This window comes from Mycobacterium sp. 852014-52450_SCH5900713, assembly GCF_001667075.1.
Taxonomy (GTDB): Bacteria; Actinomycetota; Actinomycetes; order Mycobacteriales; family Mycobacteriaceae; genus Mycobacterium.
Genome location: NZ_LZIL01000031.1, coordinates 37262 through 62266, shown reverse-complemented (window position 1 = coordinate 62266; position 25005 = coordinate 37262). Strand labels below are relative to the sequence as shown.

Sequence of the window (25005 nt, the reverse complement as noted above, 5' to 3'; positions counted from 1 at the left end):
CACAGATCGGGACGGGAGCCCGCAGATCCGGCTGTGGCACAGCACAATCCGGATGAACTCACCCGCTACGGCAAGGGACCGCCCGCCGCCGGGGTGGACGATCCCTTGCCGAGGTCGCGGATAGGGCCTGCGGTTACTGGCAGGTCAGGCCCGGACCGCAATCGATGGTTATCGGCGTCGTGCAAGCCGAAGCCGCGCAGACGGTGACCCCGAGCATCGCTGCGAGAATGATTTTGCCGGTCAATCGTGACATAACACCAACCCCGTTCATGGATGGACAATTTCTTGTTTGCCCGATTGCCCGATCACCCGATGGCGGAAGTCTACGGCGTCTTCGCCGTTGCGACAGTCGATTTCGAAAACCCGGCGCGCCGACCTTTTCGGCGGGAACTCGCCATTCGGGTGAAATGTATTGAATTCATTCGGCGGAAACTTATGACGGGATTAATGGCCGCGGAGATATCCGAGAATGGTAACCCTAGCCTTAGTCCGGCCGGGGTCGGCCGGGCCTGCGGCCGAAACCGCCACTCGTACAACCTATTCGCCCAGCCGGCTAGAACGGCCATCCGTTGGAGTTGTCCTTGAATTTCCCGTTGACCGCGGTGCAGAAGTCGTCGGCGGTGCCGGCGAGCAGGATGTAATACGTCTCGCCGCGGCGGCTCTCGTAGGTGTTGGGGGTGCTCCAGCCGCTGTTGCAGAGCGAGCTCTGCGTGCCGGCCGTGGCCCTGCGCCAATTCGTCTTGGCGCAGCCATCCACGTTGGGCGTCGCGCTCTTGGCCGCGACCACCATCGCCCCTCCCCATTGCCCATCGCTGCGCCGGAAGGCGCGCGCCCCGAACCCGGCGTTGTTCGCCTGGCATGCCAGCGCGCGGCGCATCAGCGAGAAGGGAGCGGCCAGTTGAGGATTGGCGCTCCCGGCGGCGGCCGTGATGAATTGCACCGCGTCCGAGCCGTCGACCTCCTGCACGTTGGGAGTGCCGAAGCTGAACAGCTGCTGCGCGATCCCGGCGTTGCCGCCGCCACCGATGATCGGGGCGGCGCCGCTCGACGTCATCGGGGGCAGCGCGACCGTGGGGTCGGCGCCGGCCGTCGGCGCCACGACGACGGCGCCCAGCGCGAACGCGGCGGCCATGTTCCGGAGCGCGGTGAGTCTCATGGCTTCATTCCAGCACGTGTGCGTAATCGGCGCGACGGTCGTCGCGCACCAATGCGCGGAGCAGGTGGCGGGTCTGCAGCCGGATGTACTCGTCGCGGGTGTAGGCATGGCCGAAATGCCAGTGCTTGAGCGCCCAGCCGTGGGCGAGCAGCATGATGTCGAACACCGTGAGGTCGACGTCGACATCGCGGAAGACGCCCGCGGCGATACCGGTTTCGATGACCGCGCGCAGCGGTGCGGCGGTCGCGATTTCGAGTTCCTTGATCCTGGCCCGGTCGGCCGGCGCCAGCGTCCGGCTCTCCCGATACGTCAGCACCACGCCGTCGAGGTTGTCGTCCACGATCTGGATGTAGCGGCCGATCCCCGCGGCCAGTTGGTCCACGACGTCGTCGCCGGCGGCGGCCATCACGGGCGCCAGCTGGTCGCGGAACCCGTCGAGGATCCGCACGATCGTGGCCAGCAGCAGGTCCTCCTTGCCGCCGAAATATGTGTAGATGAGGCCGACGCTGACCTTGGCCTCGGCGGCCAGATCCTGCATGGACATCCGGTGGAAGCCGCGTGTTCCCATGACCTTGACCGCGGCGTCGAGCAGCTGGCGGCGCCGCGCGCTGGCCCGGGCCGCGCGGACGGCCTCCTCGACGGGCAGGGCGCCGTAGTCGACCGCCATCAGATGCCGAGATCCTTGGCGACGATCGTCTTCATGATCTCGTTGGTGCCGCCGTAGATGGTCTGGATGCGGGCGTCGACGAACGCGCGCGCCACGGCGTACTCGCGCATGTAGCCGTAACCGCCGTGCAGCTGCAGGCAGCGGTCGGCCGTGCGCACCTGCAGGTCGGTGGTCCACCATTTCAGCCGGGCGGCCCGCGCGGCCGTCAGCTCGCCGGTCAGGTGCTGGGCCAGGCAGTCGTCGAGATAGGTTCGGGCGACGTCGATTTCGGTCGCCACCTCGGCGAGCACGAATTGGCTGTGCTGGAAGCCGGCGATCGGCGTGCCGAACGCCTTGCGCCCGCGCACGTACTCCAGCGTCTCGGCCAGGATGCTTTCCGCGGCGGCCACCGCCCCCACCCCCAGCGCGAGCCGCTCCTGCGGCAGGTTCTGCATCAGCTGATAGAAGCCGGCGCCCTCCTCGCCGAGCAGGTTGGCCACCGGCACCCGCATATCGGTGAACGTCAGCTCGCTGGTGTCCTGGGCGTGCAGGCCGATCTTGTCCAGGTTGCGGCCGCGGGAGAAACCCGGGGTGTCCGCGTCGACCACCAGCAGCGACAGGCCGTTGTGCCGATCGGGGGACGTCCGCACCGCGACGACGAACAGGTCTCCGCACTGGCCGTTGGAGATGAACGTCTTGGCGCCGTTGACGACGTAGTGGTCGCCATCCCGGACCGCCGCGGTGCGGATCCCGGCCAGGTCGCTGCCGGTGCCGGGCTCGGTCATCGCGATGCCGAGCACCGTCTCGCCGGTGACCACGCCGGGCAGCCAGCGCCGTTGTTGCTCGGGCGTGGTCAGGTCGGTGAGATAGGGCAGCACCACGTCGTTCTGCAGGGTGAACGCGATGGCCTCTGCCGCCGCGCCGGCCCGCTGCAGTTCGTCGATGACGATCGCGTTGTAGCGAAAGTCGTCGACCCCCGGGCCGCCGAGCTGCTCTGGCACCGAAAAGCCAAGCAGTCCAAGCTTTCCCGCTTCAATGAACAGCGAGCGGTCCCACTGTCCCCGCGTTTCGGCCCGCTCGTGCGCCGGGACCACCACCCGCTGCACGAACTCACCGACGAGCGCCCGGAACTGCCGGTGTTCTTCGGTGTACTCCAGACGTGCGGCCATGTCTTCCCTTGTTACCGGAAGGCGTCGCTACCGGTGAACGCCTGGCCCAGGACAAGCTGATGCATCTCGGGGGTGCCTTCGTAGGTAAGCACCGACTCCAGGTTGACCATGTGCCGGATCACCGGGTACTCGAGCGATATGCCGTTGCCGCCCAGAATCGTTCGAGCGGTCCGGCAGATCTTGATGGCCTCCCGGGTGTTGTTCAGCTTGCCGAAGCTGACCTGCTCGGGACGCAGCCCGACGCTGTCCTTGAGTCGGCCCAATTGCAGCGACAACAGCTGACCCTTGTGCAACTCGACCGCCATGTCGACGAGCTTTGCCTGGGTCAACTGGAATCCGGCGATCGGCCGCCCGAATTGGGTGCGCTGCGTGGCGTAGTCCAGCGCGGCCTGCCAGGCCGACCGCGCCGCGCCCATGGCACCCCAGATGATTCCGTAGCGCGCCTCGGACAAGCAGGACAGCGGCCCCCGCAGGCCTTTCGCCTCGGGCAGCATCGCCTCGGCCGGCACCCGCACGTCGTCGAGCACCAGCTCGCTGGTGATCGATGCCCGCAGCGACAGCTTGTGGTGGATGGTGTTGGCGGTGAATCCCGCTGTCCTGGTGGGCACTAGGAAGCCACGGATTCCCTCGTCGGTGACCGCCCACACCACAGCGACGTCGGCGACCGAGCCGTTGGTGATCCACAGCTTTCGGCCATTGAGCACCCAATCCGAACCGTCGCGTCGCGCACGGGTTTTCATCGCGGCCGGATCGGATCCCACGTCGGGTTCGGTCAGCCCGAAACACCCCAGCAGTTCGCCGGTCGCCATACCGGGCAGCCACTCGTGCTTTTGCTCCTCGGACCCGAAGTTCCAGATCGCGAACATTGCCAGCGATCCCTGCACCGAGACCATCGACCGCAGGCCGGAGTCGGCGGCCTCCAGCTCCACGCACGCCAGGCCGTAGTGCACGGCGGAGGCGCCGCCGCACCCGTACCCCTCCAGGTGCATCCCCAGCAGGCCGAGCTGCCCGAATCCTTTGGCGAGTTCGCGCACCGGCAGGTCGCCGATCTCGAACCACTCCGCGACGTAGGGAAGGACATGCTCGGCGCAGAACTCTCTGACGGTGGCGCGCACCGCGAGCTCGTCGTCGGACAGTGAGGCGTCCAGGCCCAGCGGATCGTCTCGGTCGAAGGCCGGCGGCTTCTTGTTAGTCATGAACCCACCCTGCCACTAACCGGCCATCGTCAGGCCGCCGCTGACGCTGATCACCTGTCCGGTGATGAACGACGCGGCGGGCGACGCGAAGAACAGCGCGGCCGCGGCGACCTCCTCGGGTCGCGCCAGGCGGCGAAACGGGATGGCCTTGACCAGCGCTTCTTTCAGCTTCTCGGGCTGAGCGTGGAATAGGGGTGTGTCGGTAGGGCCCGGGCACACGCAGTTGACCGTGATCTGATGGCGGGCCATCTCCCGGGCCAGCGACTTGGTCAGCGCGATCACCCCGCCCTTGGCGCCGGCGTAGATGGATTCCCCGGCGCTGCCGACCCGGCCCGCGTCGCTGGCCACGTTGACGACGCGCCCGCGGGCGTGCGTCTCGATCATTCCCGGCAGGAACGCGGCGCACACGTGCACCGGTCCCAGGTAGTTGATCGCCACCACCTTGGCCGCGAATTCCGGTGTGGCGTTGAGGAATTGATCGGTGCGATCCCATCCCGCGGCGTTGATGACGATATCGGGCACGCCGGCTTCGCCGTGTGTCGCGTCCCGCAGCGCGTCCACCTGGGCCGGGTCGGCGACGTCCACCGGCAGCGCCGTGATCAGCCTGGGGTCTTGCTTCGCGGTGGCCGCGCCGGCGGCCTCGTCGAGGTCGGCGGCGATCACCCGGTCGCCCTGCGCGGCGAACGCCAGCGCGATCGCCTTGCCGATGCCCGAACCGGCGCCCGTCACCACGGCCAGGCGCCGCTGTGAATGTGCATTCATTTGCGACGAATCTAGGTTCAGCGCGGCGGCAGGGTCAAGGGGCGGCGGCCTGCCCGGTACTCTCGCTGCATGCGACGGCTCCTGTGGCTGGCCATGGATGTCATCGGTGTGCTGGCGTTCTGCGCCGCCGGGCGTCGCAGCCACGACGAAGGACTCAACCTCGCCGGCGTCGCGACGACCGCCTGGCCGTTTCTCACCGGAACCGTCGTGGGCTGGCTGGCATCCCGCGCCTGGCGGCGCCCGACCGAGGTGGTGCCGACCGGGGTGGTCGTCTGGCTGTGCACCGTCGTCGTCGGCATGGTGTTGCGCAAGGCCAGTTCCGCCGGCGTTGCGGTGAGTTTCGTGGTGGTGGCGGCGTCGGTCACCGCGTTGTTGTTGCTCGGCTGGCGGGCGGTCGTCGGGCTGACGCTGCGGCGCCGGTCCGGCGGGTAAAGGCCATGGCAGCGACAGCGGGCGTGGCGGTGACCGCGGCATTCGGTGCCGCCGCGCGGGCCGTCGCCACCAACAAGGGGACGCTGGACGATCCGTTTGCCGAACCGTTGGTGCGGGCCGCCGGCGTCGACCACTTCGTGCGGGTGATCGACGACGACCTGTTCGGCGCGGACGACGCCGACGGTTCGAGATTCCTGGACGTCTGTGCGGCGCACACCCGGTTCGTCGACGAGTTCGTCGCCGACGCGGGGAGGGCTGGCCTTCGCCAGGTGGTGATCCTGGCATCGGGTCTCGACACCCGCCCATACCGGCTGTGGTGGCCGCCGGGGACAACCGTTTACGAGATCGACCGGCCCGAGGTGCTCGACTTCAAATCCGAAGCGCTGCGCGGATTGGGCGCCGAACTGACGGCGAGCCGGCGCGCCGTGGGCGTCGCTCTGCACCAGGATTGGCCGGCCGCGCTGCGGCGGGTCGGCTTTGACGCCACCGCACCCGCGGTGTGGATCGCCGAGCAGCTGCTGATCGGGTATCTGACTCCCGCCGTGCAGGACCGCGTGCTGCAGGGCGTCACCGCGATGAGCGCCGCCGGCAGCCGGTTCGCCGCCGACCACATGCCCATCTGGACACCGTTACAGCTGGAGGCGGAAAGGACGTTCGTCGATGGCTTGCGCCAGAACGGGGTGAACGTCGACCTGGCCAGCCTGACCCATCCGGGGCAATACCATTACGTCCCGGAGTATTTGACCGCCCACGGTTGGGAGACGGTGCAGCGCAACGTCACCGAGCTGCTGGGGGTGGTGGGACGGCCGGTAAGGCGGCGCCACCGACCCGGGGACACGGAGTTCGTACCCGAATACCTCACCGCCACGCGGGCATAACCACAGGTCGCCTGCTCTTTAAGTCAGTTAACGTTTAATTAACTTAAATTGGTGGGTCGAATCCTTGAACCCGATGCGCCCTAACGTCGTACCCGCTTTATGAGCTGCGATGAGAGGGGCATGAAACGTTGAGCTTGCGTGTTTCGAACCGTCTTCCTGGCGTGCTTTCGCAACCGACGGTCCGCGCCGAACCGCACGCCCCCGCGCTGGTGCCCGCGAGCGGCGCTCCGGGAGGCGAAGAGTGGCGCGCGGGGTTGCGGACCGCAGTGCTGGGCACCGTCGCGGAGTTTGTCTCGGCCCGCCGCGCCACCGACCTCGCCGGCGCGGGCCTCGACACGGTCGGCGACATACTGGCGCAGTTCCTGTCGAACGGAAAATGTCTACGGTCGACCTTCATGTATCTCGGGTGGCTGTGTGGCGCCCCGCCGAGCGGAGCCGCGCTGACGGCCGCGGCGAGTCTGGAGTTACTGCACGCCTTCGCGCTGATCCAGGACGACGTCATGGACCGTTCGGCGCGACGACGGGGCCGTCCGGCGGCGCACGTGCAACTGGCCCAGTGGCACCGCGAACGCGAACCAGCCTCGTGCGCGGAGAAATTCGGCGAGTCGGCGGCCGTTCTACTGGGCGATATCTGCCTCATTTGGGCGGAGCAGATGCTGCGCGAAAGCGGTATCCAAGCCCGCCGCCTGCAGCGCGTGTGGCCACGCTACGACGCCATGCGGACCGAATTGGCGATAGGTCAATTCGCCGATCTCGCGGCCGATCTCCGCAGCTTCCCGACGCTCGATGCGGTGCTGGACGTGGCGCGGCGCAAATCGGGCAACTACACGGTGCGCCGTCCGCTGGAATTGGGCGCGGCCATGGCCGGCTGCGGCGACCGAACGCTGGCCCGGCTTGGCCGCTACGGCGGCGCCGTCGGCGAGGCGTTTCAACTCCGCGACGACGTATTGGGCGTCTTCGGCTCGCCGGCGGCGACTGGGAAGCCAAGCGGGGGAGACCTGCTCGAGCGCAAAGCGACCAGCCTCATCGTGGCCGCTTACCAGCTGGCCGACGCACCTACCCGCCGCCTTCTCGTCGAGCTCATGAACCTCGACGAACTCGATGACGCCGCGCTGCGGCGTTGGAAGCGATTGATCGCCGCAACGGGGGCCGTGGAAATGATCGAACAGATGATCAGCCGGCGGGTTGCATCCGCACTCGATGACGTTTACGGCATGGAGATCAACGAAGCCGTTTGCAGCGCTTTGGCCGAGATGGCGGTCGCGTGCGTGCAGCGCCGCGAATAGCGAACCACGCCGGGGGCCAGAGGAGTTGACCCAGAACGATCGGGGGGATCGACAGCTAATCATCCCGGAGGACGCGCATGCTATCGCGACTGGCCCTGATCGCCATCACCGCTCCGCGACGAGTGATCGCAAGCGCGATGTTCCTGGCGGTCCTCGCCGCCGTCTTCGGTATCCCGGCCGCTGCGACTCTGCCCGGCGGTGGATTTCTGGACCAGACGGCCGAATCCGCGCGCGCCACAGCGGTTCTGGCCGAGAAGTTCCATCAAGGCGACATGGAGATGACGCTGCTGGTGCACTCGCAGAGCGGCGTCACCCAAGGACCCGCTCGGACGGTGGGCGTGGACATCGTCCGGCAGCTGGCCCAGTCGCCGTTCGTCGCGCAGGTGGCGTCGCCGTGGAATGCGCCCCAGCCGGGGTTGGTCAGCGGCGACGGCAAGTCCGCGCTGATCGTGGCCGCCCTCACCGGCGGGGAAAGCAGCGCGCCCAAGCATGCCCGGGAGCTCGCGGAGCGGCTGGTGCGCGATCGCGACGGCGTGATCGTGCAGGCCGGAGGCATGGCGATCATCTATGAAGAGCTCAACCGGCAGACCCAAAATGACCTGTTGCGAATGGAATCCGTTGCGATCCCGTTGAGTTTCGCCGCGCTGGTATGGGTATTCGGCGGCCTGCTGGCCGCGGCCCTGCCGATTCTCGTCGGCGGCTTCGCAATCCTGGGTTCCCTCGCGGTGTTGCGCGCGGTCGCTTTGGTCGCCGACGTTTCCATCTTCGCGGTGAACGTGGCGGTGGCATTGGCTCTGGCGTTGGGCATCGACTACACGCTGCTGATCATCAGCCGTTATCGCGACGAACTGGCCGGCGGGCTCCCCCCCGCCGAAGCCCTCCCGCGCACCATGGCCACGGCAGGACGCACCGTGCTGTTCTCCGCCCTGACGGTGGCCCTCGCACTGGCCGCATTGGTGATATTCCCGATGTATTTCCTGAGGTCGTTCGCCTACGCCGGCGTCGCGGTGGTGGCGTTCGCGGCCCTTGCCGCGATGGTGATCGCGCCCGCGGTGATCGTGTTACTCGGCGACCGGCTTGACGCACTCAATGTTTGGCACCTGGGCCGCAAACTCTTTCGGCGCCCCCAAGCACCGCCGGCGACCATCGAGCACACCTTTTGGTACCGGACGGCCAAGCTGGCCATGCGTCACGCGGTCCCGATCGGCTTGGCGATCATCGCCCTTCTGCTCGCCTTGGGCGCGCCGTTCCTCGGCATCAAATGGGGCTATCCCGACGATCGGGTGCTCCCGGCGTCATCGTCGGCGCGCGCCGTCAGCGACCGGATCCGGCACGACTTCGGTGCCGATTCCGAGATCAGGGTCGTCATCCCCCGCACGGACGGCCTGACGACGCGAGAGCTTGACGAGTACGCCGCACGGCTGTCGCTTGTACCCGACGTCTCGGCGGTGTCGGCACCCACCGGAACCTTCATCGCCGGTGAGCGCAACGGGCCGCCGTCGGCACCCGCCGGAATGGCAGACGGCAGTGCCTATTTGACGGTGGCCAGCAGCGCGCCGTTGTATTCGCCGGCGTCCGGCGCGCAGTTGGATCGCTTGCATGCGATCCCGTTGGCCGGCGCCCGTCACGTCGAGCTGGCCGGGATGGCACAGATGAATCGCGACTCGGTCAACGCGATTACGTCGCGATTGCCCTTGCTGTTCGGTTTCGTCGCTTGCGTCATGCTGGTGTTGCTCTTCCTGCTCACGGGCAGCGTGGTGCTACCCGTCAAAGCCGTGCTGCTCAACATGCTGTCGTTGACGGCCGGATTCGGCGCGTTGGTGTGGATCTTCCAGGACGGGCATCTGGGTGCGTTGGGCACCACCCCGACCGGCACGCTGGTGGCCAACATCCCGGTGTTGATGTTCTGCATCGCATTTGGATTGTCCATGGACTACGAGGTTTTCCTGCTGTCCCGCATCCGCGAGTACTGGATGGCCTCGGACCGCACGCGTGTCGACAACGACGAGAGCATCGCGCTGGGCGTCGCGCGAACGGGCCGGATCATCACGGCGGCAGCCCTGTTGATGTCGATCTCGTTCGCAGCCCTCACCTCCGCGGAGGTTTCCTTCATGCGGATGTTCGGCGTCGGTCTGACTCTTGCCGTCTTGGTCGACGCAACCTTGGTGCGCATGCTGCTCGTCCCGGCCTTCATGCACGTGTTCGGCGGTCTGAACTGGTGGGCGCCCGCGCCGCTGGCGCGGCTCCGCCGGCGGGAGGATGCCCGAGTGGAATGTGTCGCGGTCAGAGGCGTTGGATGATCACGTGGTGCACGAATCAAGCCCGCCGGCCGGTCGTCACCAGTTGCGGTTCGTGTCGGCGACCCACGACGAACCGCTGGCGCGGCCCCTGCTGGCCGAGCTGGCCGACGAGTACGCGCAGCGTTACGGCGGCACGCCCAGCACGCACCTGTCCTGGTTGCCGGTGCCGAAGGCCGAGCTGGCCTCGCCGGACGGCGGATTGCTGATCGGGGTGCTCGACGGCGTGCCCGTCACCGGCGGGGCATTCCGGCGTTATGACGCCGAAACCGCCGAGCTGAAGCGGATCTGGACCGACCGCGCTCATCGGCGCCGCGGGTACGCGCGAGTGTTGTTGGCGGCGCTGGAGGCGGAGACCGCCGCGCGCGGGTACCGGCGGCTCTACCTGATCACCGGCAACCGCCAACCCGAGGCCGAGGCGCTGTACGAGGCGACCGGGTACACCCGGGTGCCCGCCGACCCGCTGCCGTCCTGGGGGCCGTTCGTCCCGATCGCATTCGAGAAGTGGCTGGTTCCCGACGGTCAGTGAGGCCGCAGAATATCTTTGCGTCTCGGCTGTTATTGGGCGCGCGCCTAATTGCAAGGACCGTATTCGGTCATTGGGTTCTCAGTCACATTTCCCCGCCCGATCGCGCGCCCGCGAATTTGCCGCTTGAGCGCCCCTGAACTGCGGGTATCGCTCAACTACATCGAATCCGGGCCGCCATAAAAGCGGGGCGTAGGTCCGTCCGATCAAGGCCCTTCGGCTCTACGCGACTTGCCTCGTCCCGGGCGACGCTTGGTGGGAAAGAAAAGGGAGGTCAAGCCGTGTGGGCTATTGGTGGCTTGCAAGAGCGGTTGCGCGCGCCGATGTTGATCACCGCCATACGGGACATGCAATGGCGGCAGCGACGCTTCATCATCGCGGCCGTCGGCACCGGAATGGTGTTCGCGATGACCCTCATCATCACGGGGCTGATGATCGGGACCCGGGTCGAGGCCCAGCGCCTGGCCGACTCGATAGGCATCGACCACTACCTCATCAAGGCGGGCGCGGTCGGACCTTTCATTGGTTCATCGAGGTTCCCGCAGGCCGAACTCGAGGACGTCGCCCAGCTTCCCGGCGTCGAATCGGCGATCCCGGTGGTCTACGGCAACACGATCCTGCAAGACCGGCGCCTACCGGAAAACCTGAACGTCTACGGCCTGCCCGAACAGGGGATGCCGCCGATCGTGGCGGGGCGGGCACCGTCGAATCCTGACGAGGTCGCCATGTCGACCACACTGAAGCGATCCATCGGGGACAAGGTCGAGGTGGGATCGCAGGTGCTGCGGATCGTCGGGCTGGTCAACAAGTCCACCACGCTCGCAGGTCAACCCAATGCGTTTGTGACCGTCGCGACGGCGCAGCGGTTGATGTTTTCCGCGCAGCACGTGATTTCGGCTATCGGCTTGCGCGGCGTACCCGCGCAAGTGCCCGCCGGCTATCGCGTCGTGGACCGCGCCGCCGCGGTCGATGACATGATTCGCCCGCTGCATATGGCTCGGCTGGCGATGTCGTACCTGGTGATCCTGCTGTGGGCGGTGGCCGCGTCGATCGTGGGATCGCTGATCTACCTGTCCGCATTGGAGCGCACCCGAGACTTCGCGGTGTTCAAAGCCCTCGGTGTCACCACCCAGTCGGTGCTCGCCGGGCTCATGCTGCAGGCGGTGCTCGTCGCGTTGGTTGCGGCGATGCTGGGCGGGCTGCTGGCCGTGCTCCTCGGCCCGCTGTTTCCGATGCTCGTGGTGGTGACCCCCTCGGCCTTCCTGTCGCTGGTGGGGACCGCGGTGGGGGTCGGCCTGTTGGCGAGTTTGGTGGGATTGCGGCGCGCGGTCGCGATCGACCCGGTAATGGCGTTTGGGGCCGGATAGTCATGGGTGATTTGCGCATCAAGGATCTCGTCGTCGAATACTCGAACGGCGGGGAGCCGAACCGCGTCATCGACGGTCTGAATCTGGAGGTTGCGTCGGGATCGCTGGTGATTCTGTTGGGCCCCAGCGGATGTGGGAAGACCACGCTGCTGTCGTGCATCGGCGGCATCCTCAGCCCGACCAGCGGACGCGTCCAGGTCGGTGACACCGACGTCACGACGCTGGACCGCCGCAGGCTGACCACGTACCGGCGCCGCACCGTGGGCATCGTCTTTCAGTCGTTCAACCTGGTGGCAAGCCTTTCCGCGGTGGAGAACGTCGCGGTGCCACTCTGGGCGGCGGGCTGGTCGCGGCGGGCGGCGCGCGAGCGCGCCAAGGAATTGCTGGCCCGCGCCGGGCTGCAGGACCGCATGACGCACCGGCCCGGTGACCTCAGCGGCGGCGAGCGCGAACGGGTGGCGGTGGCCCGCGCGATCGCGCTGGACCCACCGCTGATCCTGGCCGACGAACCCACGGCCCACCTGGACTATGCCCGCGCGGAAGGGGTCCTGCGGCTGCTGAGGGAGTTGGCGAGCGGCGAGCGCATTGTCGTGGTCGCCACCCATGACACCCGGATCCTGCCGTTCGCCGACCGCGTGGTCAGGCTGATGCCGGATGTGCAACTGACCGACTCCGAGCCCGAAACGCTGCATCTGGCAAGCGGTTCGGTGCTGTTCGAGCAGGGCAGCATGGGGGACCTGATCTACGTCGTCACCGACGGCGAACTGGAAGTCATGCGCGAATCGGGTGACGGGACCGGGGAACTGGTCAAGGTCGCCTCGCCCGGCGAGTACGTCGGCGAGCTCGGGCCGTTGTTCCGGATGGCCCGCTCGGCGACGGTACGCGCACGCACCGACGCGGTCGTCACCGGCTACACGGTGGAGCAATTCCGCGTACTACTCGAGACCTACACCGAGGGCACCCTTGCCCGATCGAAAATGGCTCCGGGCCAAGGAAATACCAACCACAACCACTCACTCCTTGATGGAGCGACGCAGATGTCACGGTTCGGCGAAGAAGTAGCAGCCCCGGGACCGACAGAGGGAACGAGATGAGCACCGCCGACAGGCAGCACGCCGAGCACGCAGACGACCACGCCGAATCAGCCTCGGAAACAGGGCATGACGCGTCGTCACTCATGGCGCCGACGCTGGTCGGACAGTTGCGGTACCGGGCCGAAAGCTATCGGGACAGGGTCGCGTTCACCTACTCTCGCGATGGCGAGGAGACCGAAGTCAGCCAGCTGACCTATGCCGAGCTGGATGCCAGGGCAAAGCGGATCGCAGCCAACCTGCAGCGCCACGGCGCCGCGGGCGAGCGCGTCCTGGTCCTGTGCCCCCCGGGTCTGGATTTCATCGCCGGCCTGTTCGGGTGCCTCTACGCGGGGGCGATCGCCGTACCGGTGCATCCGCCGGCGCGCGAGCACCTGGTTCCGCGCGTCGCCTCGATCGTCGCGGATGCCAAACCGCGCTTCGCTCTGTCGAACTCAGAGATGCAAGCGCGAATCAAGGCGACGGTGGACGGTCTGGTCAAGGGACGTCCGCTGCAGTGGTTCGTCACCGACACGGGGGGCGACGAGGCGCAGTGGGTTCCACCCGGGATCGACTCCAGCACAATCGCGATGATCCAGTACACCTCGGGCTCCACGGCCGCACCGAAAGGCGTTGTGCTGTCGCATGGCAACCTCGCCCACAATCTGGAGACCATCCGCCAGTCGTGGAAGTCGGGATTCGACCGGGAGGCAACCGGTGTGTTCTGGCTGCCGCCCTACCACGACATGGGCCTCATCGGCGGCGTCCTCGAGACCATTTATGTCGGCGGTACCTCCGTCCTCATGCCGCCGAACGCGTTCATCAAGCGCCCGATGCGGTGGTTGGAAGCGATATCCCGGCACCGCGCCAAGATCACCGCCGCCCCCAACTTCGCCTATGACCTGTGCATCGAACTCAGTACCCCTGAGGAGCGTGCCGCCCTCGACCTGTCCAACTGGTCGACGGCCATGTGCGGTGCCGAGCCGGTGCGTCCCTCGACCATGCAGGGCTTCGCGGAGGCGTTCGCCCCGGCGGGTTTTCGGCCCGAGGCGTTCGCGCCGGTCTATGGGCTGGCGGAGGCGACGCTGCTGGTGTCCGGCGGGTCGGACTCCCCGGTCCCGGTGGTTCTGCACATAGATCGCGCGGCGCTGGGTGAACGCCGGGTCGTCGAGATCGCGACGGAAGACCCGAGCGCGTTGACGTTGGTCGGTTGCGGCCGGCCGCCGGGCGGTCAGGAGGTCATCATCGTCGATCCCGAGACCCGGCGGCCCTGCGGGGCCGACGAGGTCGGCGAGATCTGGGTCGCCGGGCCGAGCGTGGCGCAGGGTTACTGGGGGAAGCCCGAAGTGACGGAAGAGGCGTTGCGCGCGCATCTTTCGGACAGCGGCCGGGGCCCGTTCCTTCGCACCGGGGACCTCGGGTTCTTCCGCTCCGGTGAGTTGTTCGTGACGGGTCGCGTCAAGGATCTCATCATCATTCGCGGCACCAACCACTATCCCGAGGACATCGAGCTCACCGTGCAGGCCTGTCACCCGGCACTGATGCGCGGCCGGGGCGCGGTCTTTTCGGTCGCGGCCGGACCGGACGCCCCCGAACGGGTTGTGGTCGTGCAGGAGGTGAGCGGCTATCATCTCGGCGACGCCGACCTCAACCAGATCGTCGACACCATCCGGACGGCGATCACCGAACACCATGAGATTCAGGCGGACGCCGTTGTTCTGGTGGACCCGTTGCGGATTCCCACCACGTCCAGCGGCAAGATCCAGCGGTCCGCATGCCGGCAGCAATTCCTCGACGGCCAGTTCGAGCCGGTCGCCGAATGGCGCGCACCGCTGCCCGACACCCACCCCGCGGCCGCCGCGCCGGAACACGCCGGGCGCACCGTCGCGGAGATCCAGGAATGGTTGATCGCCCAGCTCGCTCGTGAACTCGGCATTCCCGCGACGGATATCGACCCATCCCGGCCGTTCGCCTACTACGGCCTCGATTCGGTCCGTGCCATCAGGCTGACCGGCGCTCTGGAAACCTGGCTCGGATGCGAACTTTCGCCCACCATCGCCTACGAACACCCGACGATCGAGCTGCTCGCCCGCCATCTGGGCGGCAAGGGCACCGCGGTCGACCGCACCGCCGAAACCGTCGGTGAGACCAGCCCGCCCGCCGCGGACGAGCCGATCGCCATCATCGGCATCGGGTGCCGTTTTCCGGGCGCCGACGGGCCGGCGGCATTCTGGCGCGAGTTGTCGGAAGGCGTGGACGCGATCAGCGAGGTCCCGTCGGACCGCTGGGACGCCGATGCCTTCTACGACCCCGATCCGTCCGTGCCGGGCACCTCGGTCACTCGACGGGCCGGCTTCCTGCCCGAGGTCGACGAGTTCGACTTCGGATTCTTCGGCATCTCGCCTCGGGAATCGGCGCAGATGGATCCGCAGCAGCGGCTGATCCTCGAGGTGGCTTGGGAGGCATTGGAAGACGCCGGGCAGGTGCCGGAGCGGCTTGCCGGCAGTGACACCGGCGTGTTCGTCGGCATCGCGACCACCGACTACGCGAACCTCCGCGGCAACCAGATGCAGCTCGTCGACGCCTACACGGGCACCGGAAACGCGTTGAGCATCGCCGCCAACCGGCTCTCCTACTTCTACGACTTCCACGGGCCGAGCATGGCGATCGACACCGCCTGCTCGTCGTCGTTGGTCGCGGTCCACCTCGCGTGCCGCAGCCTGCGCGACGGCGAGTGCGGGGTGGCGCTGGCCGGAGGAGTGAACGTCATCCTGTCGCCGGCGCTGATGATCAACTTCAGCAAGGCCAAGGTGATGGCGCCCGACGGCCGCTGCAAGACCTTCGATGCCGGCGCGGACGGGTACGTACGGGGTGAAGGCGCCGGAATGGTCGTCCTGAAACCGCTCAGCCGGGCGCTGGCCGACAACGACCCGATCTATGCCGTGATCCGGGGCACCGCCATCAACCAGGACGGCCGGACCAACGGGCTGATCGCACCCAACCGGCGAGCGCAGGAAGCCGTGGTGGCCGCGGCCTACCGCCGCGCCGGCCTTTCTCCGGGCACCGCCCAGTACGTCGAGGCGCACGGCACCGGAACATTCCTGGGCGACGCGATGGAGGCGAACGCGCTGGGCACGGTACTGGCGGACGGCCGTCCGCCGGGCAGCCAGTGCCTGGTCGGCTCGGTCAAGACCAACATCGGGCACCTGGAGGCGGCGGCCGGAGTGGCCGGGCTGATCAAGGTGGCATTGGCCTTGCAGCACAAGGAGATTCCGCCGAGCCTGAACTTCGCCGAACCCAACCCGGAGATCCCCTTCGACAGCCTGCCGGTGCGGGTGGCGACAACGCTGACCCCGTGGCCGAAAAACGGTGGGCGGGCGGTCGCAAGTATCAGCTCGTTCGGCATGGGCGGCACCAACGCGCACGCCGTGCTGACCGAGGCCCCGCAGGCGCGGGCCGCCACGGCCGAGCGCGGCACGGCACCGGATCGAGCCGAGTTGCTGCCGATCTCCGCGCGGTCCCCCGAGGCCCTGGTCGCACTGGCCGAACGGTACGAGTCGGCGCTGGCGTCCGGGGTGGCGCTCGCCGACCTCTGCTATACGGCCGGCGTCCGTCGCGGCCACTACGAGCATCGGTTGTCCGTCGTCGCCGACTCGCCCGCCGCGATGTCGGAGGCGCTCGACGCCTACCGGCACGGGCAGTCACGGCAGGGGTTCGCCGTCGGACAGTGCCGTACCGGCCAGCGACCCAGGGTGGTCTTCGCCTTCCCCGGGCAGGGCTCACAGTGGCACGGCATGGGGCGGCGACTGCAGGCCGAGGAGCCCGTGTTCCGCGACGCCTTGGCGGCCTGCGACCGCGCGCTCATGCCCCACCTGGGACATTCCATCGTCGAGCTGCTGGCCAAGGACGAGGAAATCACCGACATCAGCCTGATCCAGCCCGCGATCTTCGCCATGCAGGTCGCGCTGGCCGCCCTATGGCGCTCCTGGGGGGTCGAGCCGACCGCGGTGGTCGGGCACAGCATGGGTGAGGTCGCGGCGGCGCACGTCGCCGGTGCGCTGAGCCTCGAAGACGCCGCACGGGTGATCCGCTTCCGCGCACTGATGCTCCGAACCGTGCGCGGCCGCGGGACCATGATGGCCGCGGAACTCAGCCCCGCCGAAGCGCAGGAGCTCATCGCCGGCCAGGAAAGCAAGGTCTCGATCGCCGCCAGCAACAGCTACCGATCGACGGTCTTGTCCGGGGATCAAAAGGTTTTGGCAAAGCTGATGGAGGTGCTGCAGCAGCGTGACCGGTTCTGCCGATGGGTCGACGTCGATGTGGCCGCCCACAGCCCGCAGATGGATCCGTTGGTTCCCGCTCTGCGCGGCGGGCTCGTCGGACTGCGGCCGACCGCGCCGGCGATACCCATCTACTCGACGGTGACCGGCGACCTGCTCACCGACCGCCTGGCCGACCCCGACTATTGGGCGGAGAACCTACGCTCGCCCGTGCATTTCTCCCCCGCACTGCGCCGGTTGCTGGAGGGCGGCCATGACGCGGTCGTCGAGATCAGCCCGCACCCGGTCCTGCTGAACTCCATCCGGGAGGACGCCCAGGACCTGGGGGTCAGTTGCGCCGCGTTGCCGTCGATGCGGCGTGACGACGGGGGACGGGCAACCGCGCTGACGTCGCTCGGCACCCTCTACACCCTCGGTCAGCCGGTCACCTGGGAGGCGATCTACCCCCCGGGCAGCCACTACGTGACGGCACCGACGTACCCGTGGCAGCGTGTGCATTCCTGGCTGGACGTCGGGGCGATCACCCCGAACGGCACCGGCCCGCTGCCGCAGGCCCCGGGCGCGACCGAGGCCGCGGGCTTGCGCGACCGGATGTATCGGCTGCGCTGGCAGCCCGCCTCCAGTCCGGCGGACCGGGACGGGTCGAGCCGGCCGGACGAGGCCGGCAGTTGGCTCATCCTGAGCGACGGCGCGAACACCGCGGACACCCTGCGGAAGCACCTCGAATCGCATGCTCAGCGGTGCGTGCTCGTCGAGCCGGCACCGAACGGCGACTTCGAGCGTCTCACCCCGGACAGTTACCGCCTTGACCCGACGCATCCCGATCACTTCAAACAGCTGCTGGAAGACGCCTTCACTGACGACCGGCCACCGTGCCGGGGGGTGGTGCACCTGTGGGACCTGCTCGCCGCACCGCCGGCCGAGACCTCACTCGAATCCCTGGATTCGGCAACAACTTTGGGCCCGGTGAGCGTCGTGCATCTGGTGCAGGCACTAGCGCGGGCCGGTTGGTCGCCGTCGCCACGGCTGTGGCTGGTGACGCGGGGAACGCAGGTGACCGATACCTCGGCGCCCGAAGCCGAGCCCGTGTCGATCGCGCAGGCTCCGGTGTGGGGGATGGCCCGCACGATCGACCACGAGCAACCGGAACTCCGTTGCACCTGTGTCGACCTGTCCGCCGGTGGCGGGGCGGAAGAGGCCCAACAAGAGGTCCAAGCCCTGTTCCGCGAGATGTGGGCCGACGACCGCGATGGCGACGTGGCACTGCGGGGCGACCGCCGCTATGTCGAACGACTGACCCGCTACGACGAGCCGGAACCCTCCGAGACCACGTCCTTCAAGCAAGACGCCACCTATCTCGTCACCGGCGGCCTCGGTGCGCTGGGACTCGTGGTGGCCAAGTGGATGGCCGAGCACGGCGCCCGGCACCTGGTCCTGATGGGACGTGGCGGCGCCTCGGAGGAGGCGCAGCAGACGCTGGACGCGCTGCGCGCGGCCGGCACCGAGGTGACCATCGCAAAGGGCGACGTCGCGAAAGCCGACGACGTCACGGCCATGCTGGAATCGATCGCCGAATCGATGCCGCCGCTGCGTGGGGTGGTGCATGCGGCCGGGATCGCCGACGACGCCATCCTGCTATGCCTCGACGAGGCGAAGCTGCGCAAGGTCATGGCGCCCAAGGTTCAGGGCGCCTGGAACCTGCACGCGCTGACCAAAGACGCCGACCTGGACCTCTTCGTGCTGTTCTCGTCGGCCTCGTCCCTGCTGGGTCCCCCCGGGGCGGCCAACTACGCGGCCGCGAACGCCTTCCTGGACGCGCTGGCGTGGCACCGACGTACCGAAGGCCGGCCGGCGTTGAGCGTGAACTGGGGGCCATGGGCCGGGCTCGGCTTCTTCACCCGGTCCGAGCTGCAAGACTACTTCGCCCAATACGGCGTGGCGGCCATGTCCGCGGCCGACAGCCTCCGGGCGCTGTCGTCGTTGCTGGAGCGGTCGGCCACGCAGGCCGTGGTTCTCGACATCGACTGGGCGGTTTGGCAACCCGACCTGCAGCCGCCGCTGCTCGCGGACCTTGGAATCGCGCCCTCGGCCGACAAGCCGGAGGCCGAGCCCGCAACCGGGCCGGGAGCCGGACTCTACGACGCACTGCAGGGCGCGACGCCGGAGGAGCGCCAACGGCTGCTGGAGACCTATCTGTCCGAGCTCGTCGCCGGCAAACTCGGTCTGGCACCGGCGAACCTGGACAAACAGACACCGCTGAACACCCTCGGCGTCGACTCGCTCATCACGCTGGAGCTGCGCATGCAGGTCGAACGCGACCTGGGCCTCGTGGTGCCGGTCACCCGACTGCTGGAGGGTCCCAGCGTGGCCAGCCTCGCCGAGTGGCTGCGCGAACATCTGCCGGAGCAAGCGGCCGGCGCACCCGCGACGCACGAGGTGGTGCCGCGGCTGGCCACTCCGGAGCCAACGGTCCACCGGCAAGCCGACGGCGCGCCGTCGGGCGGCATCGACCTGCTGACCCAGGTGCCGGAGCTTTCCGACGACGCCGTGGACGAACTGCTCCAAAAGGTCTTGGCCGAAAGAGGGGCCGAGCTTGCCGCGAAGGACGCCGGCGATGACTGACAAGCCCATCAACGTCGCCGGTCTGTCTCCGGAGAAAAAGCGGGCACTGCTCGCTCAGCTGCTGATGCAGAAGGCCGAGGAGTCGGCCTCGGTGCATCCGCAGTCGTACGGCCAGCGATCGATGTGGTTCATTCACAAACTCGCACCGGCCAGCGCCGCCTACAACGTGACGTACGCCGGCCGAATCAGGGGTGAGCTCGACGTCGCGGCGCTGGAACGCGCGGCCCAGGCGCTCGTAGACCGGCATCCGGCGCTACGGACCACGTACGCCGAGCGCGACGGACAACCGGTCCAGCTCGTGCATCCGCAATGGCCGGTGCGCATCGCCCGGCACCGCCTCGGCCCCGGTGAGCCCGACGTCGACGAGTGGATCCGGCGCGAGACCAACCGTCCTTTCGACCTGTACACCGGCCCGGTGCTGCGGCTGACGCTGCTCGAGCGCACACCCGACGAACATGTGTTGCTCTTGGGTTTGCACCACATCGCCGTCGACTTCTGGTCCATCGACATCATTCTCGACGAGCTGCGCTTGCTGTACGCCGCCGAGCACGGCGCGACCCCGCCTCCGCCACCCGCGGAAAGCTTCGTCGAATATGCCGACCAGCAGGCCCTGATGCTCGCGGGCGCCGAGGGCGAGGACCTCTGGGCCTACTGGCGTGACCAGTTGGCCGGCGAACTGCCGGTCCTGCAATTGCCCACCGACCGGCCGCGGCCCGCCGTCCAGACCTACCCGGGCACCGTGCGCCGGTTCACCGTCGACCCCGCGGTGACGGCCGGGATCATTCAACTGGGCCGCAAGGTGGGCGCGACGCCCTACATGACACTGCTGGCGGCCTACGCCGCGTTGCTGCACCGCTACAGCGGCCAGGGTCACCTGGTGATCGGCTCCCCGTTCGCCTGCCGTGACCGGGTCGCGCTTGAGGGCCTGGTCGGCTACCTCACTAACCCGGTCGCCCTGCGGGCCGACCTGCACGACGATCCGACGTTCATGACCCTGCTCGGCCGCGTCAAGGACACCGTGCAGGGTGCCCTCGAACACCAGGACTATCCCTTCGCGCTGCTCGTCGAGCGGCTTCGGCCGCCGCGCGACCCGAGCCGCACGCCGCTGTTCGGAGTCTCGTTCGCCTGGGAACAGACGCGCCGCTTCACCGACGACGCCGGCCCGGAACCCGGGGGGCTGCCGCTCGAGACCCTCCATGTCGGGCAGGGCGGCGCGCCGTTCGACCTGATGATGGAGGTCGGCGAACACGACGGAAAGCTTTCCGGCGTACTGCAATACAACACCGACCTCTTCGACGCCGCGACCATCGAGCGGCTGGCCGGGCACTTCGCCACCCTGCTCGGCGGCATCGGCACCGACCCCGCCCGGCCGGTCTCGCAGCTGCCGCTGCTCACCGAGGCGGAGCGCCGCCAGCAGGCCGCCTGGAATCAGACCGAGGTCACCTACGACGGCCCGGCCTGCCTGCACGAGATGGTCGCCGCCACGGTCGTGCGCACCCCGGACGCCGTCGCGGTGACGTGTGAGGACCGCGACGTGACCTATGCGGAACTCGACCGCCGGGCCAACGGTCTCGCCCACCGGCTGCGCGAGCTCGGCGTGGGGCCCGAGACGGTCGTGCCCGTCCTGCTGGACCGCTCCGAGGATCTGGTGGTGGCCGTGCTGGGCGTCCTCAAGGCCGGCGGCGCCTTCATGCCGCTCGACTCCGCGCAGCCCGCACAGCGGATGGCCGCGATGCTGGACGACGTACCGGACGCGCCGGTCTGCGTCACCCACCGGAGCAAACTGGAGCACCTGCCGCCCGGCTTCACCGGTCACCGGCTCTGCCTGGACGATCCGTCGGCGCCGTCGGGCGAGGACGCCGCCCCGGTCTGCGAGACGACGTCGGCAAACCTCGCATACGTCATCCACACTTCCGGTTCCACGGGTAAGCCGAAGGGAACGCTCAACACCCACGCCGGGATTCGTAACCGGCTGCTGTGGATGCAGGACGCCTACCGGCTGACCGCCGACGACCGGGTGCTGCACAAGACGCCGGTGAGCTTCGACCCGTCCGTCTGGGAACTGTTCTGGCCCTTGATCGTCGGGGCCCGGGTGGTCATCGCCAAGCCCGAGGGGCATAAGGATGCCGCGTATCTGGTTCGGACCATCGTCGAACAGCGCGTCACCACAATGCATTTCGTGCCGTCGATGATGCGCCGCTTCCTCGCCGAGCCCGGGGTGGCCGCGTGCACCGCACTGCGCCGGGTGATCTGCAGTGGCGAGGCGCTGCCGTACGACCTGCGCGACCACTTCATGGCCACGCTGGACGCCGAGCTCTACAACCTCTATGGGCCCACCGAGGCGGCGATCGACGTCACCGCATTCCACTGCGAGCGAGGCGAATCCGGCACGCTGGTGCCGATCGGGCGACCGATCGCCAACATCCGCGCCTACATCCTGGACGCGCACCTGCAACCGGTGCCGATCGGTGTGCCCGGCGAACTGTACATCGGCGGGGTGGGGCTCGGCCGCGGCTACCTCAACCGGCCGGATCTGACGGGCGCCATCTTCGTGGCCGACCCGTTCGGCGGCGATACCGCACACCCCGGCCAGCGGCTCTACCGCACCGGCGACCTGACCAGGTATCTGCCGGACGGCAACATCGACTACCTGGGACGCATCGACTTTCAGGTGAAGATCCACGGCTTCCGGATCGAGCCCGGCGAGATAGAGGCCGCGCTGGCCCAACACCCCGCGGTGGCCGAGAACGCGGTGGTGATCAGAACCGACAGCCGCGGGAACCCCATCCTCGTCGCGCATGTCGTGCCGGCCGGCGGCGCGGCTCCGTCGACCGCGGAGTTGCGCCGGTTCCTGCTTGACCTGCTTCCCGCCGCCATGATGCCCGCGGTCTTCGAGGTGACAGACTCGCTGCCGCTCACGTCGAGCGGAAAGGTGGATCGCAAAGCCTTGATCGCGGCCGACAGGGCATCGGGGCCGCAGGAGCCGGCATTCGTCGCTCCGCGCACCCCCACCGAGAAGTTGCTGGCCGAAATCTGGTGCGCCGTACTGGATCTCGAGCGTGTCGGCGTCAACGACGACTTCTTCGCTCTCGGTGGTGCCTCGACCCAAAGCCTGGAGGTCGCGGTGCGGGCGAATGCGGCAGGCCTGCCGCTGCGGCCGGAGTCGATGTTCGTCTACGGCACCATCGCCGAGCTCGCCGCCGAATACGGTCCGCTCGCCGGCGATGCAACGGGTCACCCCGAAGCCCCCACCGAGGCCGTCGTCACGGCGCCGGCACCGGAGCAATCGGTGCAGGCCACACCCGAGGAGAAGCGAAACACGGTGATCGAAAGCATCGGCGTGTACCTTCCCGCGCGGACCGTGTCGACGAAGACGGTTATGGCCGAGTGCACCAACGAGATTCGCATACCGCTGGAACGTCTGACCGGCATCAAGAACCGGCGGGTGGTCGGCGAGGACGAGTTCTCGATCGACCTCGCCAGGAAGGCGGCCGAAGATTGCCTGTCGCGGTCCAGCTATCGGCGCGAGGAGATCGACCTAATCATCGCCTGCAACATCTCCCGGCGTGACGGACTCGGGCACCGGTTCAGCTTCGAGCCCAGCACCGCCACGCGGCTCCGCGACCAATGCGGCCTTGGCAATGCGCTGGCCTTCGACATCAGCAACGCGTGCGCCGGAATGTTCACCGGCATTACCGTCGCCGACGCATTCCTGCAGACCGGGCTGATTCGGAACGCCCTGGTGGTCAGCGGCGAATACATCAGTCACCTGTGCGAGACCGCCCAGAAGGAAATCGAGGGGCCGATGGATCCGCGGATCGCGTGCCTGACCCTCGGCGACGCCGGTGCGGCGGTGGTCCTCGAGCGCGGGCCGAACAACAAGGTCGGCTTCCACGACATCGATATGGCCACCCTGAGTCGCTACAGCAAGCTGTGCATCGCGAAGGTGACCGACGGCCCGCACGGCGGTGCCATCATGTTCACCGACTCCGTTACTCAGACCGCGATCGCGGTCAAGCACGCGGTGCCCTACGTCGCCGGGGTAATGCAGCGACACGGCTGGCGGCCGGAGACCACCGACCACCTGGTGATGCACCAGACGTCCGAGGCCTCGCTCAACGACGCGGTCGTCGCCATCAACCAGATGTTCGGGGACGGCGCGGCCAACCGGGGCAACACCATCTACAACATCGCCGAGCGCGGGAACACCGCCACCACGACCCACATCGTCGCCCTGAACGACTACATCCTGAGCAATCGGATCAATTCCGGTGACAATGTGGTCTTTTCGATCACCGGCTCCGGACAGACCGTCGGCGCAGCGCTGTACACCTTCGACGACCTGCCCGACCGGATGCGCCGGGGTGCCGGCGGCGGCCACGCCCCCGGCATGGCGACCGACGGCAACCACAAAGCCGCTCCGGCGATGCCCCGCGTGCGCATCGACGGCGTCGGCCTCGCTCCGGCCGAGCAACCGGCTTCCCCCAGCTCGATCCAGCTCGCGGTCCAGGCCGCAGAGGCGTGCCTCGAACGCAGCGGCCTGGATCGGAGCTCGCTGGGGCTGATCATCAATTCCGGCATCTACCGCGACGAGTTCCTCAGCGAGCCGGCAGTCGCCGCGCTCGTCGCCGGCGAACTGGACATCAACGGGGAGGTGGACTCCCCGGACGGGCCCAAGACCTTCGCCTTCGACGTCCTCAACGGCGCCGTCGGCTTCCTCAACGCCTGCCAGGTCGCCGCGGGGATGATCGGGGCGGGAAAGGTGGAGCACGCAATGGTGATGGCCTCGGAGATCGAAAACAACGGCCCCGACAGCGGCTATCCGCAACGCGGCATCAGCCAGACGGGCTCGGCGGTCCTGCTGCGCAGGAGCGACGGCCCGGAAGGCTTCGGCCGCTTCGTGTTCCAGCACCACCCGGAGTACAGCGGGGCCCTGGCCACCTACACCCAGCAGCGCGACGGGCGGGCCGGGTTACAGATCGAGCGTGACCCCAACCTCGCCGCGATCTACCTGAGTTGTATTCCCGCCGCTGCCAAGGAACTTCTGGCCCTCGAGGGACTCAACCCCACCGACATCGCGGCGGTGCTCCCGCCGTATCTGTCCCCGGAGGCGCTCGACGAACTGGCCGCCCAGATCGGCATCCGGAGATCGAGGTTCGTCGAGCTCGCCGCGGACAGCGACCCGTTCACGTCGTCCGTGCCGTACGGGCTGGAGCAAGCCCGGCGGCAGGGGCTGGCGCGACCGGGCGACGTCGCGTTGATACTCACCGTCGGCTCGGGCGTCGAGGTCGGCTGCACGACCTACCGTTTCTGATCCC

At 68.2% G+C, this 25005-nt stretch carries 14 protein-coding genes; 9 read left to right on the top strand and 5 right to left on the bottom strand.

Annotation, left to right across the window (positions count from 1 at the left end):
• Window positions 1-553 precede the first annotated feature (553 nt).
• Genes A5773_RS06845 through A5773_RS06825 form a run of 5 tightly spaced genes read right to left on the bottom strand, consistent with a single transcriptional unit; the run spans window position 554 to window position 4929 of the window.
• A complete protein-coding gene (locus A5773_RS06845; protein WP_067263811.1) occupies window positions 554-1156 on the bottom strand; it encodes a hypothetical protein in 603 nt (200 codons plus the stop codon).
• A 4-nt stretch (window positions 1157-1160) separates the two neighbouring features.
• The gene (locus A5773_RS06840) at window positions 1161-1823 is read right to left on the bottom strand and encodes a TetR/AcrR family transcriptional regulator (protein ID WP_067263808.1); all 663 of its coding nucleotides are present in this window, start codon (window positions 1821-1823) and stop codon (window positions 1161-1163) included.
• On the bottom strand, window positions 1823-2971 hold the full coding sequence (locus A5773_RS06835; RefSeq protein ID WP_067263804.1) for an acyl-CoA dehydrogenase family protein: 1149 nt from the start codon (window positions 2969-2971) through the stop codon (window positions 1823-1825). Before A5773_RS06835 ends, A5773_RS06840 begins: the two co-directional genes overlap by 1 nt.
• An 11-nt stretch (window positions 2972-2982) precedes the next feature.
• Entirely contained in the window at window positions 2983-4167 is a 1185-nt protein-coding gene (locus tag A5773_RS06830) for an acyl-CoA dehydrogenase family protein (protein ID WP_067263801.1), read from the bottom strand.
• 15 nt (window positions 4168-4182) lie between these two features.
• Entirely contained in the window at window positions 4183-4929 is a 747-nt protein-coding gene (locus tag A5773_RS06825) for an SDR family NAD(P)-dependent oxidoreductase (protein ID WP_067790225.1), read from the bottom strand.
• A gap of 69 nt (window positions 4930-4998) precedes the next feature.
• Between A5773_RS06825 and A5773_RS06820 the strand changes: the two genes are divergently transcribed.
• The 9 genes from A5773_RS06820 (at window position 4999) to A5773_RS06780 (ending at window position 25001) form a co-directional block, all read left to right on the top strand.
• On the top strand, window positions 4999-5361 hold the full coding sequence (locus tag A5773_RS06820) for a DUF3054 domain-containing protein (RefSeq protein ID WP_231989208.1): 363 nt from the start codon (window positions 4999-5001) through the stop codon (window positions 5359-5361).
• Between the two features lie 5 nt (window positions 5362-5366).
• A complete protein-coding gene (locus tag A5773_RS06815; protein ID WP_067263794.1) occupies window positions 5367-6239 on the top strand; it encodes an SAM-dependent methyltransferase in 873 nt (290 codons plus the stop codon).
• 206 nt (window positions 6240-6445) lie between these two features.
• A complete protein-coding gene (locus A5773_RS06810; protein ID WP_232001811.1) occupies window positions 6446-7525 on the top strand; it encodes a polyprenyl synthetase family protein in 1080 nt (359 codons plus the stop codon).
• A gap of 77 nt (window positions 7526-7602) precedes the next feature.
• Window positions 7603-9825, top strand: coding sequence for an MMPL family transporter (locus A5773_RS06805; RefSeq protein WP_067263793.1), 2223 nt, complete (start codon window positions 7603-7605; stop codon window positions 9823-9825).
• A gap of 4 nt (window positions 9826-9829) precedes the next feature.
• Window positions 9830-10351, top strand: coding sequence for a GNAT family N-acetyltransferase (locus A5773_RS06800; RefSeq protein ID WP_156659579.1), 522 nt, complete (start codon window positions 9830-9832; stop codon window positions 10349-10351).
• Between the two features lie 320 nt (window positions 10352-10671).
• Entirely contained in the window at window positions 10672-11715 is a 1044-nt protein-coding gene (locus A5773_RS06795; protein ID WP_066954599.1) for an FtsX-like permease family protein, read from the top strand.
• A gap of 2 nt (window positions 11716-11717) precedes the next feature.
• Window positions 11718-12809: an ATP-binding cassette domain-containing protein gene (locus A5773_RS06790; RefSeq protein WP_067263792.1), complete on the top strand. Its 1092-nt coding sequence runs from the start codon at window positions 11718-11720 to the stop codon at window positions 12807-12809.
• Window positions 12806-19687 (top strand): type I polyketide synthase, encoded by a 6882-nt coding sequence (locus tag A5773_RS06785; protein ID WP_232001809.1) that lies wholly within the window; start codon window positions 12806-12808, stop codon window positions 19685-19687. Before A5773_RS06790 ends, A5773_RS06785 begins: the two co-directional genes overlap by 4 nt.
• On the top strand, window positions 19680-25001 hold the full coding sequence (locus A5773_RS06780) for a non-ribosomal peptide synthetase (RefSeq protein WP_067790222.1): 5322 nt from the start codon (window positions 19680-19682) through the stop codon (window positions 24999-25001). Before A5773_RS06785 ends, A5773_RS06780 begins: the two co-directional genes overlap by 8 nt.
• Window positions 25002-25005 lie beyond the last annotated feature (4 nt).